We start from the raw sequence: 15,906 nt of genomic DNA on the forward strand, positions 1-15,906 counted from the left end.
ATGCGAATTACTGCGCAAGCGCGGTGAAACTCGCATGGGCGAAGCAACGCATTTCGGCGCGAATCAACGTTGAATCAGCGCGATATCACACGAATGACGGAGCGGGCAAAAAGCAAAATGCAGCGTCAATCAGCGGGCAGGCCGCGTGAATCGCGTGACCTCGTGCTTGATCCGTACGTGAGCGAAACGGAGAACTCAGACGGCCGGCCGTGCGGGCGAGCAGGCAGACGGAAAGCGGCCGCAGGAAGCGGCGCAAGGAGCGGTACGACGCGGTCCGCGCGAGCGCAGGGGAGCGTTGTGACGGAGATGGGTCATGGCAGTCGCCTCGTTCTGAACCCGCATGACGCGTGAGCCGGTGAGAGCCGCCGCGTGGCGCGTGTTCTTTGGGGTTGCCGCACGATCTATAGCCGCACTTTGGGGGAAGGTGCCAGTGTCTCCCCTGGCACTTCAGTTCGGGTTGCCGTCGCGGCTCGCAGGATGATCGAGCTCGCGTGCCGCATTCAACAGAACAGTATCCGTCGATTAATGTGCAGCGCAACACATTGCGCTATTGCGATCAATTGTACATCATGCGGGCAAATGCTCAAAAACATCAGGAAAATTCGCCAAACCTCACGCGCGATTGAGCGGCGCAAGACGCTCCATCAATTGATCGACGAATAACGCCACCTTGCGCGAGCGCGAGCGATTGACCGGATGGATCGCGTAAAAGCTCGCGGGTTCCGGCTCGAACGCGTCGAGCACGGTCACGAGTCGGCCATCCTCGACGTGTTGCGCGACCTCCCACCACGACTTCTGCGTGAGCCCGAGTCCCGCGAGCGCCCACGTGACCGGCAAGGTCGAACTCGTACTCGCGAGCGCGCCCGCGATGCGCTGTCTGCGCGCGTGCTCGCCGCGTCCGAAACGCCACTCCGCGAACAGATGCGGCTGCGTATTGAAGACGAGACAGCGATGCGCGGCGAGATCTTCCGGTTGCGCGGGCGCGCCGTGCCGCGCGAGATACGCGGGGCTCGCCACGACCACGCGCCGCGTATCGAAGAGATGGCGGCCGATCAGATTCGCGTCGACGCTCGGACCGCCGCGAATGGCGACATCGAAACCTTCGGCGACGATATCCGCGTAACGGTCGTCGAGCGTCAGATGCAGGGCGATCTCGGGATAGCGCGCGGCGAACTGCTCGATGAACGGCGCGATCCACGCGTGGCCGAGCGGATTCGGCGCGGTCACGCGCAACGTGCCGCGCACCTCGCGCGCGCTTTCGGTCACGCGATGCTCGAGCGCGGTCAGGTCGCTGAGAATGCGCCGCGCCTCGTCGAAATAGGCCTCGCCCGCTTCGGTCAGCGACTGACGCCGCGTCGTGCGCAGCAGCAGCGGCACGCCGAGGCGCTTTTCGAGCCCGCTCACGCGATCGGCGATCACCGACGACGCGAGGCCCAGACGCCGCGCCGCCGCCGAGAAACTGCCTTGCTGCACGACCTCGACAAACACTTCCAGTTCGGTAATGGCATGCATGGGATTACACGGAAAAGCCGGGAGCTGTTTCCGGGATTTAACCATTTTTCGATGCAGCGCAGCATTGGAAAATTCGTGCGTTGCAGCATTTTTCCGTTCGACGAAGGGAGGCAAGACCCGTGATGCAGGCGATTCCCATGATGCAGAAGCCGAAACGACGCGCCGCGCGGATCGCGTGCGCGGCGGCGTTGCTGTTGAGCGCGGCGTCCGCCGCGCACGCCGCGGACTCGAATCTCGTCAGCACGCAAAAGCTGCGCTGGCAAACCGCGCAGGCGCTGGCGGCGGAGGCGGTGCGCGTCTGCGCGAGCGAGGGTTATTCGGTGACGGCCACGGTGATCGATCCCTCGGGCCATCAGCAGGCCGTGATCAAGGGCGATACGGTGCCGCTGCAGTCGTTGTCGGTGTCGTATCGCAAGGCCTACACGGCCTACGCGTACGGTCTCGCGTTCGACAAGGACAGCACGAGCGCGCTGATCGCCGCGAAAGTGACCGGCCCGCTCGACGGCGCGGTGCTCGCGACCGAGCCGGAAGTGCTGTTCATTCCGGGCGGCGTGACGTTGCGCACGGCGAATCGCGCGGCTATTGGCGGACTCGGCGTGTCGGGCGCGCCTGGAGGCGACAAGGACGAAGCGTGCGCGCAGGCCGCCGTCGACAGGTTCAAGGGAGACTTCCATTGAAGCGCCGCGATCTGTTTGCCGCGACGGCCGGCGCGGCGCTCGCCGCCGCGCTGCCTGCGAGCGCGCGAGCGGCCGGAACGGTGTCGGGCGATACCGCGCCTGCGGGCGCGTTCGAGATCGTCGCCGCGTTTTCCGGGGCGGGGCCGTCGGGCATCGCGGTGACGCCGTCGGGACGCGTCTTCGTCGGCTTTCCGCGACACGCCGACAATCACCGCGAGGCCACGCTCGCCGAATTGCGCGACGGCACGCTGATTCCCTATCCGGACGCCGCGATGAGCCTGCCTTCGTCGCGTCCGCCCGAGCAGCGGCTCATGTCGATCCACGGCATGACGACCGACAGCCATGGCCGTCTCTGGGCCATCGACGACGGCAAGCTCGCGGGCCAGCCGATCGCGCCGGGCGCGGCGAAAGTCATCGGCATCGATCCGGCGAGCGACCGCGTGATCGCGAATATCGTGCTGACGCCGCCCGCGATGCGCGAGGACAGCCACATGAACGATCTGCGCGTGGACCTCACGCATGGTGCGCGCGGCACGGCGTATGTCGCCGATTCGTCGTTCGGGCACACGGGCGCGCTCGTGGTGGTGGACATCGCGACGGGGCGGCAGCGCCGCGTGCTCGCCGCGCATCGTTCGACCCAGCCCGAAGCGGGCTTTCGCGCCGTGCTCGAAGGGAAGCCGCTGCGTTACGACGCGGCGCATCCGACTTTTCCGGTCGGTGGCGCGGACAGCATCACGCTCAGTGCGGACAGCACGCGGCTTTACTATTCGCCGCTGACGAGCCGTCGGCTCTACAGCATCGCGACCGATCTGCTGGCGAACTTCGACGCGACCGAGGCGCAACTCGCGGCCGGCGTCGTCGATCACGGCGAGAAGGTGATGACCGACGGACTCGCAACCGATGCCGCCAATCGTCTCTACCTGACGGCGGGCGAGCATGACGCGATCATGCGGCTCTCGCCCGACGGCAGCATGGACGTGGTGGTGCGCGATCCGCGTATCGTGTGGCCCGACGGCATCTTCGCGGATGCCACGCATGTCTGGTGCACGCTCGGGCAATGGAATCGATTGCCCGGTTTCAATGGCGGCAAGGATTTGCGGCAGCCGCCGTATCTGCTGATCCGCACGCCGATTGTCAGTAGCCCTGAGTTATCGTGAACGTGACGATGAGTGCGGCCGCCACCACGCCACGGCCCTGAAACACAGCCAGTTGGCAAGCACGACGCCGATCGCGACGAGCGGCAGCGCCGAGCCGTGAATGCCCGCCGCGATCAATCCCGCGCCCATCGCAAAGGCCGCGACGAGCGGGAGCAGAAACAGGGCGACGCCGCGCAGCACCGTCGCGCCGTTCAATACCGCGCGTATTTCGGCCCGCGTCATGCGCAGTTTGCCGATCTGCGCGATGCAGCCTGCGTAGACCGCGCCCGAGCCATAGAGACACGCGGCCAGCGCCACGCCCGCCCAATGAAACGGCGTCATGGGCGGCGCGGCGTGATCGCTGCGAAAGTTCACCGCGAACGCCTGCGTGACGAGCGGATCGACGGAGAGCATCAGCACGTAAAAACTCGCCGCCGAATACAGCACATAGCCGAGCCAGCCCGCATTGGCGCGGTCGAAAATCAGGTTCACGGGTTCGCGATACGGTCTCATGGAATCCGGTTTCTCCTCGCAACGATGCGCAATGCGTCATCACGGATCACGCCTTGCGCATCGGCCGCTCACTCGCTCAGCGACGCTTTGTCGCTGAATTGAACACTATTTTATCGGCGGCCCGAATCGCTGCGCATGCAATCAACGGGACGCAAACCTTTGCGCGATTTTATATACAAATAAGCTTTCCAAAACCCTTCAGAAGCCCAACGACGCTGCCGTAACCACAGACGTATCCAGCACGTCTGCGTGACGCGCATTTGCCGTGGGAGGCGTATGAAGGAACTGAAGCTATCCACTCGTCTGATTGCGGGTTTTTCGCTGTTGACGGTGTTGCTGCTCGGTGTGGCTGGCCTGGCGTTCTACGGATTGTCGCAACTGAACGACCGGCTCGACGAGATCGCGCGCGTCAACAATACCGAATCGCGGCTCGCCAATGTATTGAAGTCGTCGATTCAGGATCGGGCGATTGCCGTGCGCAATCTCGCGTTTCTGGAGAATCGTCCGGATCTGCTGGCCGAAGTCGATCGCATCAGAAGTCAGGATCGTATTTACGCCGACGCCGCGCGGCAATTGCGCGACATGTTCCGGCAGGAACCCGGCACGAGCGCGAGCGAGCGCAAGCTGCTGAGCGAAGTCGATCAACTCGAAGCGCAGGCCATGCCGCCGATGAACAAGGCCATCGATCTCGCGCTCGCCAACGATATCGCGGGCGCGACCCGCACGATCATGCACGAAGCGCGGCCGCCGCAGCGCGCGTGGCTCGCGAAGGCGGTCGCGCTGGCGGAACAGGCCGACGAGGAGAACGCGAAGTCGCAGAAGGCGGCGGTCGCCACGTACGCGAGCATTCGCGTGCTGGTCGGTTCGCTGGCCGCACTGGCGGTGCTGGCGGCGATCGTCACGGCGACGGTGCTCACGCGCAGCGTGCTGCGCCAGCTCGGCGGCGAACCCAGCGAGGCGCAGCGCATCGCCGGACAGATCGCGGCGGGCAATCTGCTCGTGCCGATCACGCTGGCGCGCGGCGACGAACGCAGCCTGATGGCGTCGCTCGAAGCGATGCGCGCGCAGCTGACACGCATCGTCATGGACATCAAGACGTCGGCGGAATCGATTGCGTCGGCGGCGAGCGAAATCGCGCAAGGCAACCTCGATCTCTCGCAACGCACCGAAGAGCAGGCCGCTTCGCTCGAACAGACCGCGGCGAGCATGGAGGAACTGACCTCGACGGTGAAGGCGAACACGGACAACGCGCGTCAGGGCAGCACGCTCGCGGGCACGGCGTCGCAGACGGCGGCGTCGGGCGGCGACGTGGTGCGCCGCGTCGTCAGCACGATGGAGGATATTTCGTCGAGTTCGTCGAAGGTGGGCGAGATCATCGCCGTGATCGAGGGCATTGCGTTTCAGACCAACATTCTCGCGCTCAATGCGGCGGTCGAGGCCGCGCGCGCGGGCGAGGAAGGGCGCGGCTTCGCGGTCGTGGCGGGCGAGGTGCGCACGCTCGCGCAGCGCAGCGCCGGAGCCGCGAAGGAAATCAAGGAGCTGATCGAAACGTCGGCTTCGTTCGTGCGCAACGGCTCGGCGCTCGTGCAGGATGCGGGCCAAACCATGCACGAAGTCGTGCGTTCGGTGCAGCGCGTGACCGACATCATGGGCGAAATTACCTCGGCCTCGGTCGAACAGACCACGGGCATCGAGCAGGTCAACACGGCGGTGACGCAGATGGACGAGGTCACGCAACAGAATGCGGCCCTCGTCGAGCAGGCGAGCGCCGCCGCGCAGGCGATGGCCGATCAGGCCGAAACGCTGCGCGCGACGGTCGCGATCTTCAAGGTGGATGGCGCGTCGGGCATTCGATGAAGCCGCGCTTCAATGAAAATGCTTAGGCACCGGAAACATATCCGCCGTCGACCGGCAAGGTCGCGCCGGTGATGAACGCCGCGCCCGGCGAAGCCAGAAACAGCGTGGCGCCGACGAGATCCTCGGCTTCGCCCCAGCGCTTGAGCGCGCTGCGCGCGGCGATCTTCTGCGCGGCGGCCGGCGATTCCCAGAGCGGACGCGTCATATCGGTGCGATGGTAGCCCGGCGCAATCGCGTTCACGCGCACGCCCGCCGCGCCGAACGCATGTGCGAGCGAACGCGTGAGGCCGAGCACGCCCGTCTTGCTCGCGCAATACGCGGGCACTTCGACATCGGCGAGATAGCTGAGCATCGACGCGACGTTGATCACGCAGCCTTTCGTGCGTTCGAGTTGCGGGCGCAGCGCCATCGACAGACGCATCGCCGCCGTGAGGTTCACGTCGAGCACTTCGCGAAACACGTCGTCGCGGTATTCGTCGAACGGACGCGCCACGCCCGCTGCATTCACGAGCACGTCGAGCGTTTCCGTTTGCGCCGCGAAATCCTGAATCGCCTGTGCATCGCGCACGTCGAGCTGCGCGAAGCGGATAGCCGAGAGCGTCGTGTCCGCGCGCAGCGTGTCGAGTTTTGCGGCGGAACTGCCGGTTGCGATCACGCGTGCGCCGAGCGACGCGAAGCCGTCGGCGATTGCGAGTCCGATGCCGCTCGTCGCGCCCGACACCAGCACGGTGCGGCCGTCGAACAGGCCGGGGCGAAAGGCGTGCAGTTCCTGCTTTTGCGTCGTGATCATTCGGTATCCTGAGTGTTGTGATGGGAATCGAATCGCGCGGCATAGGTATCCATCGCCTTGAGCGCGGCGACGACCATCGCCGGTTCGACCGGATAAGGTTCGTTATGGATGATTTCGCCAGCGCGGCAGGCACGCGCCGCGACAATCTCAAGCGCGGCGGTATCGGCCACGTCGACGTTGATTTGATGCAGGCGCGTCGGCAGTCCGACCGCGTGGCAGAAGTCGAAAACGCGCCGGCGTTCTTCGTCGGGCACCGTCGAGAGGAACAGCGAGGCGAGCACGCCGATCGCCACTTTCTCGCCGTGCAGCAGACCATGCGACGAGGGCAGATCGGCGAGGCCATGATGGATCGCGTGTGCCGCCGCCACGCCGCCCGATTCGAAGCCGATGCCCGAGAGCAGCACGGTGGCTTCGAGCGTGGCGTCGAAGTCGGGCGTGACGAGCTGGGCGCGGCAGTCGGCCACGGCTTGCGGCGCGTGCGCGAACAGCATGTCGCGGCACAGGCGGGCGGCTTCGAAGGCGAGCGCGGTGCCGCGTCCGCCGCACAGGTTGCGCGCGTAGGCGCGGCGGCAGGCGTCGGCTTCGTAGTAGGTGGCCAGCGCGTCGCCGATGCCCGCGATAAAGAAGCGCGCGGGCGCGCGCACGATCACGGCGGTATCGAGCAGCACGAGATCGGGATTGCGGCGCACGAAGCGGTCGCGGACCACGCGGCCTGCTTCGTCGTAGATCACGGCAAGCGCGCTGCACGGCGCGTCCGACGCCGCGATGGTCGGCACGCAGACGAACGGCAGGCGCAGGTCGTCGGCGGCCGCACGGCCCGTGTCGATCACCTTGCCGCCGCCGAACGAGACCACGATATCCGCGCCGCTCGAACGGATCCAGTCGGCGGTGTCCGCGACGGCGCGCTCGGTGCAGGCGGCGTCCACCGCGCGCACTTGCAGCGTGACTTTGTCGGCGCGCGCGAGCGACGGTTCGAGCAGGTTCGCGACATTGCGGTCGACGAGACAGGCCGCGCGCGTGCCGAGCCGCGCGAGTTCGGCGTCGAGCGTGTCGAGCGCGCCCGCGCCCTGGACGTAGCGCGAGGGAAAGATACTGGTTTTCAGCATGATCGTGGCGAGGTCGAGGGTGGAAGGGAGAGGCCGAGCGCGGCGGCGAGTTCGCTGGCGCTGCGCACGAGTTGAACCTGCGGCGGGAACAGCGCGACGTGGGCTTCTTCCGCGGGCCAGCCGAGCACGCGCATGCCCGCCGCGAGCGCGGCCTGGGCGCCGGTCGGGCTGTCTTCGACGGCGACGGCGTCGCGTACGTCGACGTCGAGCAAATATGCAGCGCGCAGATAAGACTCGGGATCGGGCTTGCCGTGGCGCACGTCGTTGGCGCTCACGGAAACGAGTTCGGGCGCTTGCAGGCCGAGCGCGTTCAGATTCGCTTCGAGCAGCATGCGTCCCGCGTTCGAGACGATCGCCTGACGCAGCCCGGCGGCTTGCGCGGCGCGCCAGACTTCCAGCGCGCCGGGCCGCGGCACGAGATGCCGCGCTTCGGCCACATAATGCGCGGCGCGAAACGCCGACCAGTCCGCGAAACCGGTCTCGATGCCGAAGCGTTCCTGCACGATGCGGTGTACCGCTTTGCCGGTCTGCCCGAACATCAGCGGATGCAGTTCGTCGCCCGCGATCACGCCGTTGTGCGCGAGCGCGGCGATCAGCGTGCGCATGTGGAGCGGTTCGCTGAGCGCGAGCGTGCCGTCCATGTCCCAGAGGACCGCGCGCGCAGAAGTGCCGGTTCGTGTGCTCATGCGCGTTCTCCCTGAAGTGCGTCGAGATCGTCGTAGAACTGCTGCGCGTTCACGTAGAGCCGTTCGAACAGCGGCATCATGCGGTCGTAGAGATCGCTCGCGCGCGGGTCGGGCTGCACTTCGCGCTCGAAGCGCACGAACTTGCGCACGGCGTCGCCGAGCGTGGCGAATTGCCCCGATGCAGTCGCCGCAAGCAGCGCGCAGCCGATCACGCCGCATTCGACTTCGGCGGGCACGAGGATCGGCGTGCGATACATGCTCGCCTTGATGTCGAGCCACAGCGCGGCCTTCGCGCCGCCGCTGGCCGCCACCAGACGTTCGATCGGCACGCCTTCGGGCTGGATCATCTGCATATGGCGGCGCACGCCGAACGCCACGCCTTCGAGCACCGCGCGATGCAGATGCGCGAGTCCATGCCGCGCCGCGATGCCGAAGAACTGCGCGCGCGAATTCGGATGATCGCCGAAACGTTCGCCGGTCAGATAGGGCAGGAAAAACAGGCCTTCCGCGCCGACCGGCGCTTCGGCGGCCTTGCGCGCGACGGCCTCGTAAGAGAGCGTGTTTTCGTGGAACGCGCGGCGCGCCCAGCGCATCGCGTCGCCGCCCGAGTCGAGCAGCGTGAAGCGGCCCCACAAGCCTTCGCAGGTGGCCACGTTCGAGACTTCCGGATGCAGCATCGGCGTGTCGGCGATCACCGTGATGATCGAGGAAGTACCGGTGATATCGGAGGCGAGGCCCGGTTCGTAGACGCCCGAGCCGAGCACCGAAGCCGGATAGTCCGCCGCGCCCACCAGCACGGGCGTGCCTTCGCGCAGACCGGTCGCGGCGGCGGCGGCGCGCGTCACGTGGCCGAGCAGCGCTTGCGGCGCGCGAATCGGCGGCATCTTGCGGATGTCGAGGCCGAGTTCGTCGAACATCGCGGGCGACCAGGCGCGCGTTTGCGGGTCCATCAGGAACATCATCGACGCGTCGCTCCAGTCGCACGCGCGCTCGCCGGTCAGGCGGAAGTTCACGTAGTCCTTCGGCATGAAAACGGTGGACGCGCGCGCGTAGGCGTCGGGTTCGTGATCGCGGATCCACTGGAGCTTGAACGCGGGCCACGCGGCCGTGGGCGGATTCGCGGTGCGCGCGAGGTAGTCGTGGCGTTCGTGCAGGCGGTCGGCGCTACGGTAGCGCGCGCGGAACGCGTCGACCTGCGCGGCCGAGCGCTTGTCGTTCCAGAGCGGCGCGGCGTCGCGCGTGAGTTCGCCGTCGGCGTCGATCAGCACGGTACCGTGCATTTGCCCGCACGCGCAGATCGCCGCGATCTGCTGCGCGGCGCCAGGCTCGGCGGCGAGCACTTCCCGGATCGCCTCGACCGCGCCCGTCCACCAGTCGAGCGGACGCTGTTCGGACCAGCCGTAGCGCGGCACGATCTGTTCGTGCTCGCGCGCGGCGAGGCGGCGGATCTTGCCGCTGGCGTCGACGAGCGCGGCGCGCACGCTGCCGGTGCCCACGTCGATCGCAAGGTAAGGGGTTGTCTCCATCATCGTTCTATGTGTCCGGGTCGCGAGGGAAGCGTGATGCCTGTCGTTCGAATCGGCAGGCTAACCGCTTTGCCGTGGGTCCGTCTGTGCGTTCGCGCGGATACGCCAGGTGCATTGCGTGCGCGCGCGATAGAGCGCGAGCGCGCCGCGCTCCGCGACGATGCGCGTGTCGATCACGGCGGGATCGAGCGTGTTGAAATCGAACAGGCCATGATGATGCGCGATCATCGCGCGCACGCCCGCATGCTTGCAGAGCGCCACGGCTTCGTCGAGCGTGAAGTTGCCCGGCACGCCGTTGCCGCTGCGTTCGTCGTCGCGGCCGTTCACGGGCAGCAGCGCGAGATGCGGCTGCAAGGCCGCCACGTTTTCATGCAGGCCGTCGTACGGCACGCAGTCGCCCGAGTGGTACACGCGCACGCCCGCCACGTCGATCACGTAGCCGAGCCACGGATGGCGGCCCTGATCGTCCACATCGAGCGTTTCGTGCGCGGACGGCACCGGCGCGATCCGCACGCCCGGCAGCGGCTCCACGCGCTCGCCCGCATCGACGGGAATCAGGCGCGCGACATCCACGCCGCAGCGCTTGATGGCTTCGTCGAGCGTGGCGGCGGGCACCACGAAACGCAGCTTCGGAAAGCGCCGGGCGAGTGGCTGGAGCGTGTCCGGGTCCATGTGGTCGGTGTGACGGTGCGTGCACAGCACGAGGTCCACGTGCTCGAAATCTTCGGGCGCGACCGGCGCGGCCATCATGCGCCGGTGCGGGTAGCGCGTGCCCTGATACTTGCGCGCGAGCGAATCGGAGAGATACGGATCGATCAGCAGACGCAGGCCCGCGCCCTCGATCACGAAGCCCGCCTGGCCGAGCCAGTTCAGCGCGACGCCGCCCGCGGGCGGCGCGGGCGTGAACGGTTTCGGCGCAGACCGCGCGCGCGCCGCGAGCTGCGCGGCGAGCGGCATCTCGAAGGTATCGACGTCGATCGACAGCATGGCGGCGCTCATCGTTACCAGCACACGTAGCCGCCGTCGGCGAGCACGATCGAACCGGTCATCAAGCTCGCGGCCTCGCTGGCGAGAAACAGCACCACCGAGGCGACTTCGTCGACGCGGCCGAGCCGGTTCATCGGCGTGCCGCCGACCCAGTGGCGATACATCTCCGGGTCGTCGTAGACGTACTTGTTCATTTCGGTGTCGATATAGGTGGGCGCGACCGCGTTCACGCGCACGCCGCGCGCGCCCCATTCGGCGGCGAGCGAGCGCGTGAGGTGATGCACGCCCGCTTTCGACGCGTTGTAGTTCGCCTGTTCCTGCGGCCGGTTGACGATGAAGCCCGACATCGAACCGACGTTCACGATGCTGCCGCCGCCGTGTTCGAGCATGCTCTTGCCGAACGCGCGGCAGCAGCGGAACACGCCGTTGAGATTCACGTCGATGACGCGGTCCCAGACTTCGTCGCTCATGGTTTCGGCGGGATGGTTCGAAATGGCGATGCCCGCGTTGTTCACGAGCACGTCCACGCGGCCGTGGCGCGCGATCACGGCGTCGTGCACGCGCTGCACGGCGGCCGCGTCGGTCACGTCGAGCCGTTCGCTTTCGACCTGCGCGCCCGCGGCCGTGAGTTTCGCGACGGCTTCGTCGAGCGCGCCTTGATGCATATCCGTGAGCACCACGCGCGCGCCCGCTTGCGTCAGCGCTTCGGAGATGGCGAAGCCGATGCCGCGCGCGGCGCCGGTCACGACGGCGAGCTTGCCGTCGAGGCGGAATTTGTCGAGATACATCGTCGATCCTTCGGTTCAGTGTCGGTTCGGTGGTCGTTCTTTATCAGACGGGCGGCCTGGCGGGCGCCGGCTTGCCCGCCGCAGCGGCGATGCGGCAGATTTCGTCGAAGTCCGGCCCGCGCGTCGGAATGTCGATATGAAACACCTCGGCGATCACGCGCGTCCAGCCATAAATGAAGTAGGTCCAGCCGTCTTCGACCTGCAGGGCGCGCGCGCTTTGCTGGGCTCGCGCCTGATCGAGAAATACCAGCTCGCCGCGATAGTTCAGATCCCAGGCGATGGCGCGTTCCGGGAACACGCCCGCGTTCGTGAGCGGTGAACCGGGCGCGTCCTTGCCGAGCCCCGTCGCGTTGATGACGAGCGCGCCCGGCGAGAGCCGCGCGAGCACCGCGTCGTTGTCCTGCGGACGCGGCGCGACGACGTACTCGCACGGCACGCCCAGATGCAGCTCGCGGTGAATGCGCTCGATTTCCTCCAGACGCGCCGCCGAGCGATTCGAGACGATCACGCGCGACGGCCGGTTCGCGCCCCGGCTTGCCTGCATCAGATGCCAGGTGAGGGCGATGGTCGAACCGCCCGCGCCCATCGAAAACACTTCCGCGCCGGTGCGCGCGAAATGCTCGGGCGGCAGAAAACCGTCGAGCGCGAGACCCGAGGTGATCGGGTCCTTCGCGTGGCAGATGAACTTGCCGTCGCGCTTCGAGAGACAACTGGTCTCGCCCATGATGCGCGCGTGCGGGTCGATTTCGTCGAAGAGATCCTCGCAGGCCGCGTACAGGTCGATCTTGTGCGTGGTCACGAGCGCGCCGAGCGACAGCGGATCGTCGCGCAGAAACTCGACGGCCTCGCGGTACGCCTCGCGGCTCGCGTGCAGCGGAAAGTCGATGCCTTTCATTTCGACGTCGCCGAGGCCGAGATGGCGCGCCCATTCGGGGAACACGCGCATGATCGAACTCTGCGCCGTGGTCACGCCGATGAAGTAGAAGGTCGGTCGGGTGGCGGCGGTGTAGCTCATCGGGCTTGCTCCGTTTCGTTGCGGCGCGCGACCAGCGCCTCGATTTCCGCGAGCGTGCGCGCGCGCCATTCGGGATTCGGCTCGCTGCGCCAGCCACGCTCTTTGTCCTCGACGATGCGCAGTCGCATGCCGTTCGAACGCTCGATGATTTCGTAGTCCTGGCCCGAGTCGGCCGGATAGCAGAACAGCATGACGAAGTCGCCCTGACCGAGATTGACCGAGCGGTGAATCCAGCGCGGCGGCACGTAGCAGACGGTGTTCGCGCGGATTTCCACGATGCGCGTTTCGCCGTCGGGCGCTTCCATCAGCATCAGGCCGTGGCCTTTGAGGCCGAAGTACAGCTCCGGGCGGTCGATGTTCGCGTGGATGTGCCCGCGCGTCATGAAGAACTCCTTGCCCACCTTGCCCGCGCTCATGCGCGTCACGCCCGTGATGAGGTCGCCCGGCTCCGCGTTGGGCCGATGGTCGGTGACTTCGTAGACGACTTCGTCCGCGCGCGCGGCGGCCAGCGCGTCGAACGCGGCGGCGTCGGCGTACAGACCGGCGAGATCGCCAAGCCGTTTCTGATAGTGCGAATCCGTACCGGTCATCAGACCCGTCTCCAGATTCACGTCGAACGAACGGGGTTCCGGCCATTGCATGGTGCTTCTCTCCCTGAAAGTGTGTCGATGCCAAAACGTTAGTATTGGTGATGATATAGTTTGTGAAACAAACGAACACTCGGGTTTTCACTAGGGTTAAACGTGTGTTTTGCAAATATAATGGCAGCAACACTATCGTTAATGCATCTCGGGTAGGAGACAGATCCCATGCAAGATCAGGCTGAAGAGGCGCGCCGCGAGGCAGTGGTCGCGGCATTGCGCGAGGCGCTCGGCGCCGCCGTGGTCAGCCTGCCGGCCGACTTCGCCGGCCGCCGTCACGCCGACTCCAGCCGCATGCCGTGCGCGGAGCCGATCGCGCTGGTGCGGCCGCGCACGACCGAACAGGTATCGAAAGCGTTGAGCATTTGTCACGCACACCATCAGCCGGTGGTCACGCAGGGCGGCCTCACGGGGCTCGCGGGCGGCGCGTGCATGCTGGGCGGCGAAGTGGCGCTGAGTCTCGAACTGATGAACGCGATCGAGGAAATCGATCCGGTCAGCGCGACCATGACCGTGCAGGCGGGCACGCCGCTGCAGACCGTGCAGGAAGCCGCCGACGCGGCCGGTTTCATGTTTCCGCTCGACCTCGGCGCGCGCGGCAGCGCGACGATCGGCGGCAATCTGGGCACCAATGCGGGCGGCAATCGCGTGATCCGCTACGGGATGATGCGCGAGCAGGCGCTCGACGTCGAAGCCGTGCTCGCGGACGGCAGCGTGGTCGGCGGCCTGCGCAAGATGATCAAGAACAACACGGGCTATGACCTGCGCGATCTGCTGATCGGCAGCGAAGGCACGCTCGGCGTGATGACGCGCGCCGTGCTGCGGCTGCGTCCCAAGCCGCGCGCCGTCTCGACCGCGTGGTGTGGTCTGCCCGACTACGAGAGCGTGACGACGCTGCTGCGGCTCGCGCAGGAACGCCTGCCCGCGGGTGTGTCGGCGTTCGAGGTGATGTGGCCGGGTTATTACGACTTCGTGCTGTCGCGCCTGCCGGAACTGCGCGCGCCGCTCGAAGGCCGTCACGCGTTCTACGTGCTGCTCGAAAGTAGCGGCGCGGATCCGCAGAGCCAGAACGACGTCTTCGAAGCCTTCCTCGCCGACATGCTCGAAGCCGGCACGCTGAGCGACGCCGCGCTGGCCGCCAACGAGGCGCACGCCGCCGCGTTCTGGGCGATCCGCGACGCGCCCGGCGAATACGGCCGCTTCATTCCCGGCCGCGTGTCGTTCGACGTGAGCTTTTCGGTCGCGCAGGTCGGTCTCGCGGCGCGGCGCTGCGAAGCGCGTCTGCGCGAGCACTGGCCCAACGCGACGATCCTCATCTACGGCCATCTCGGCGACGGCAATCTGCACATCGTCGTGCACGAGCCGGACTGGCCCGCGAGCGCCGCCGCCGAGGTCAAGCGCGTGGTTTATGGCGTGACGGGCGAGCTGGGCGGCTCGGTATCCGCCGAGCACGGCATCGGCACCAAGAAGCTCGAGGTGCTCGCGCTCTCGCGCACGCCTGCCGAACTCGCCGCGATGCGTGCGGTGAAGGCCGCGCTCGATCCGCGCGGCATCCTGAATCCTGGCAAGTTGTTCCTTGAGTCAACGCCCACGATGCAGTTGAAGTAGCGCCGGCGCGTTCGTGCCGGTTCATTACGTGACACACCTAAAAGAGGAGGAGACATGTCGCGTCTCATGCAGAAGTTGCTGTGCGCAGCCGCGTTCGCCACGGCGGGCATCCTGGCCGCGGCCCCGGCGTTCGCCGCCGACAAGATCAAGGTCGGCATTTCGATGAAGGTGCTCAACGCGCCGTATTTCGCCGCCGCGATGGAGTCGGCCAAGGCGCGCGCGACCGAACTGGGCGCGGACGTCATCGTCGCCGATGCGCAGGGCAAGATGGGCAAGCAGATTTCGGATGTCGAGGATCTCGTCACGCGCGGCGTCAAGGTGCTGCTGATCGATCCCGCCGATCCGGAAGCGCTGGTGGGCGCCGTCAACGCCGCGAGCGCGGCGGGCGTGAAGGTGGTCGTGTTCGACAGCACGCTCAACGAGAAGGCCAATTACCTCACGCTCGTGCAGTCGTCGAACAGCCAGAACGGCGCGCTGGTGGGCCGCTGGGTCGTCGACAACATGGGCGACAAGCCGCTGAAGATCGCGCTGATTTCCGGCGAAAAGGGCAATCCGGTCGGCCGCGAACGCCGTGACGGCGTGCTCTCGGGCATCGTCGAGGCGCAGCTCGAAAAGACCGGCAAGTCGAATCTGCAGATCGTCGGCCAGGGCTGGGGCAACTGGTCCGATGAAGGCGGCCTGAAGGCGATGGAGGATCTGCTGGTCGCCAACAAGGACATCAACATGGTTCTGAGCGAGAACGACAGCATGCTGCTCGGCGCGCGCCGCGCGATCCAGAGCGCGAACCGCGACGGCATTACGCTGGTCGCGGCCGCCGACGGCCAGAAGGAAGCGCTCGCGCTGATCAAGCAGGGCAAGTACGGCGTGACCGCGCTCAACGATCCGGCGCTCGTCGCGCGCACGGCGGTCGATATCGGCATGAAGGCCGCGAAGGGCCAGGCCGTGAATGTGCCGAAGGTCTCGTACACGCCGCCGGTCGCCATCTCGAAGAGCAACGTCGACAAGTACTACAACCCGAAGGCGATTTTCTAAGGCGTTTGCTTCGCCGGTTTTTTTCGACGTAT

At 66.7% G+C, this 15,906-nt stretch carries 15 protein-coding genes; 5 read left to right on the forward strand and 10 right to left on the reverse strand.

Features of this window, described 5'->3' with window-relative positions; all coding sequences use genetic code 11:
• Nucleotides 1-612: 612 nt before the first annotated feature.
• A complete protein-coding gene (locus G3N97_RS01615) occupies nucleotides 613-1,512 on the reverse strand; it encodes a LysR family transcriptional regulator (RefSeq protein WP_205991594.1) in 900 nt (299 codons plus the stop codon).
• 137 nt (nucleotides 1,513-1,649) lie between these two features.
• Between G3N97_RS01615 and G3N97_RS01620 the strand changes: the two genes are divergently transcribed.
• Together G3N97_RS01620 and G3N97_RS01625 are read left to right on the forward strand one after the other, a co-directional pair.
• Complete coding sequence (locus G3N97_RS01620) at nucleotides 1,650-2,189, forward strand: heme-binding protein (protein WP_205991595.1); 540 nt, start codon at nucleotides 1,650-1,652, stop codon at nucleotides 2,187-2,189.
• Entirely contained in the window at nucleotides 2,186-3,346 is a 1,161-nt protein-coding gene (locus tag G3N97_RS01625) for an L-dopachrome tautomerase-related protein (protein ID WP_205991596.1), read from the forward strand. Before G3N97_RS01620 ends, G3N97_RS01625 begins: the two co-directional genes overlap by 4 nt.
• Here the strand turns inward: G3N97_RS01625 and G3N97_RS01630 are convergent.
• Nucleotides 3,338-3,838 carry a hypothetical protein gene (locus G3N97_RS01630; protein ID WP_205991597.1) on the reverse strand — a complete coding sequence of 167 codons (501 nt, stop codon included), beginning with the start codon at nucleotides 3,836-3,838 and terminating at the stop codon, nucleotides 3,338-3,340. The genes G3N97_RS01625 and G3N97_RS01630 overlap by 9 nt on opposite strands.
• 276 nt (nucleotides 3,839-4,114) lie before the next feature.
• Between G3N97_RS01630 and G3N97_RS01635 the strand changes: the two genes are divergently transcribed.
• The gene (locus G3N97_RS01635; protein WP_205991598.1) at nucleotides 4,115-5,695 is read left to right on the forward strand and encodes a methyl-accepting chemotaxis protein; all 1,581 of its coding nucleotides are present in this window, start codon (nucleotides 4,115-4,117) and stop codon (nucleotides 5,693-5,695) included.
• Nucleotides 5,696-5,717: 22 nt separating this feature from the next.
• Here the strand turns inward: G3N97_RS01635 and G3N97_RS01640 are convergent, their stop codons facing one another.
• From G3N97_RS01640 to G3N97_RS01675, 8 genes are read right to left on the reverse strand one after another with little or no spacing between them, the layout of a single operon-like run.
• On the reverse strand, nucleotides 5,718-6,485 hold the full coding sequence (locus G3N97_RS01640) for an SDR family oxidoreductase (RefSeq protein WP_065060734.1): 768 nt from the start codon (nucleotides 6,483-6,485) through the stop codon (nucleotides 5,718-5,720).
• Entirely contained in the window at nucleotides 6,482-7,591 is a 1,110-nt protein-coding gene (locus G3N97_RS01645; protein WP_205991599.1) for a glycerol dehydrogenase, read from the reverse strand. The genes G3N97_RS01640 and G3N97_RS01645 overlap by 4 nt, the downstream gene beginning before the upstream one ends.
• A complete protein-coding gene (locus G3N97_RS01650; protein ID WP_205991600.1) occupies nucleotides 7,585-8,277 on the reverse strand; it encodes an HAD family phosphatase in 693 nt (230 codons plus the stop codon). Before G3N97_RS01650 ends, G3N97_RS01645 begins: the two co-directional genes overlap by 7 nt.
• Nucleotides 8,274-9,806: an FGGY family carbohydrate kinase gene (locus G3N97_RS01655; RefSeq protein WP_241030303.1), complete on the reverse strand. Its 1,533-nt coding sequence runs from the start codon at nucleotides 9,804-9,806 to the stop codon at nucleotides 8,274-8,276. The genes G3N97_RS01650 and G3N97_RS01655 overlap by 4 nt, the downstream gene beginning before the upstream one ends.
• A gap of 57 nt (nucleotides 9,807-9,863) precedes the next feature.
• Complete coding sequence (locus G3N97_RS01660; protein ID WP_205991601.1) at nucleotides 9,864-10,814, reverse strand: MBL fold metallo-hydrolase; 951 nt, start codon at nucleotides 10,812-10,814, stop codon at nucleotides 9,864-9,866.
• Nucleotides 10,805-11,578, reverse strand: coding sequence for an SDR family oxidoreductase (locus G3N97_RS01665; RefSeq protein ID WP_205991602.1), 774 nt, complete (start codon nucleotides 11,576-11,578; stop codon nucleotides 10,805-10,807). Before G3N97_RS01665 ends, G3N97_RS01660 begins: the two co-directional genes overlap by 10 nt.
• A gap of 43 nt (nucleotides 11,579-11,621) precedes the next feature.
• Nucleotides 11,622-12,593, reverse strand: a complete 972-nt coding sequence (locus G3N97_RS01670; protein ID WP_205991603.1) for a shikimate dehydrogenase — start codon at nucleotides 12,591-12,593, stop codon at nucleotides 11,622-11,624.
• Complete coding sequence (locus tag G3N97_RS01675; RefSeq protein WP_065060728.1) at nucleotides 12,590-13,234, reverse strand: glucose-6-phosphate isomerase; 645 nt, start codon at nucleotides 13,232-13,234, stop codon at nucleotides 12,590-12,592. Before G3N97_RS01675 ends, G3N97_RS01670 begins: the two co-directional genes overlap by 4 nt.
• Before the next feature lie 168 nt (nucleotides 13,235-13,402).
• Between G3N97_RS01675 and G3N97_RS01680 the strand changes: the two genes are divergently transcribed.
• Nucleotides 13,403-14,842, forward strand: a complete 1,440-nt coding sequence (locus G3N97_RS01680) for an FAD-binding oxidoreductase (protein ID WP_205991604.1) — start codon at nucleotides 13,403-13,405, stop codon at nucleotides 14,840-14,842.
• Between the two features lie 54 nt (nucleotides 14,843-14,896).
• On the forward strand, nucleotides 14,897-15,874 hold the full coding sequence (locus G3N97_RS01685) for a substrate-binding domain-containing protein (RefSeq protein WP_241030304.1): 978 nt from the start codon (nucleotides 14,897-14,899) through the stop codon (nucleotides 15,872-15,874).
• Nucleotides 15,875-15,906: the final 32 nt, after the last annotated feature.

It is taken from the genome of Paraburkholderia sp. Ac-20347 (genome assembly GCF_017104805.1).
Classification (GTDB): Bacteria; Pseudomonadota; Gammaproteobacteria; order Burkholderiales; family Burkholderiaceae; genus Paraburkholderia; species Paraburkholderia tropica.

Excerpts from the sequence above, each read along its gene's own strand:
- G3N97_RS01615 (WP_205991594.1), bottom strand. The coding sequence starts at position 1,512 with ATGCATGCCATTACCGAACTGGAAGTGTTTGTCGAGGTCGTGCAGCAA.
- G3N97_RS01620 (WP_205991595.1), top strand. The coding sequence starts at position 1,650 with ATGATGCAGAAGCCGAAACGACGCGCCGCGCGGATCGCGTGCGCGGCG.
- G3N97_RS01630 (WP_205991597.1), bottom strand. The coding sequence starts at position 3,838 with ATGAGACCGTATCGCGAACCCGTGAACCTGATTTTCGACCGCGCCAAT.
- G3N97_RS01635 (WP_205991598.1), top strand. The coding sequence starts at position 4,115 with ATGAAGGAACTGAAGCTATCCACTCGTCTGATTGCGGGTTTTTCGCTG.
- G3N97_RS01640 (WP_065060734.1), bottom strand. The coding sequence starts at position 6,485 with ATGATCACGACGCAAAAGCAGGAACTGCACGCCTTTCGCCCCGGCCTG.
- G3N97_RS01645 (WP_205991599.1), bottom strand. The coding sequence starts at position 7,591 with ATGCTGAAAACCAGTATCTTTCCCTCGCGCTACGTCCAGGGCGCGGGC.
- G3N97_RS01650 (WP_205991600.1), bottom strand. The coding sequence starts at position 8,277 with ATGAGCACACGAACCGGCACTTCTGCGCGCGCGGTCCTCTGGGACATG.
- G3N97_RS01655 (WP_241030303.1), bottom strand. The coding sequence starts at position 9,806 with ATGATGGAGACAACCCCTTACCTTGCGATCGACGTGGGCACCGGCAGC.
- G3N97_RS01665 (WP_205991602.1), bottom strand. The coding sequence starts at position 11,578 with ATGTATCTCGACAAATTCCGCCTCGACGGCAAGCTCGCCGTCGTGACC.
- G3N97_RS01670 (WP_205991603.1), bottom strand. The coding sequence starts at position 12,593 with ATGAGCTACACCGCCGCCACCCGACCGACCTTCTACTTCATCGGCGTG.
- G3N97_RS01675 (WP_065060728.1), bottom strand. The coding sequence starts at position 13,234 with ATGCAATGGCCGGAACCCCGTTCGTTCGACGTGAATCTGGAGACGGGT.
- G3N97_RS01680 (WP_205991604.1), top strand. The coding sequence starts at position 13,403 with ATGCAAGATCAGGCTGAAGAGGCGCGCCGCGAGGCAGTGGTCGCGGCA.
- G3N97_RS01685 (WP_241030304.1), top strand. The coding sequence starts at position 14,897 with ATGTCGCGTCTCATGCAGAAGTTGCTGTGCGCAGCCGCGTTCGCCACG.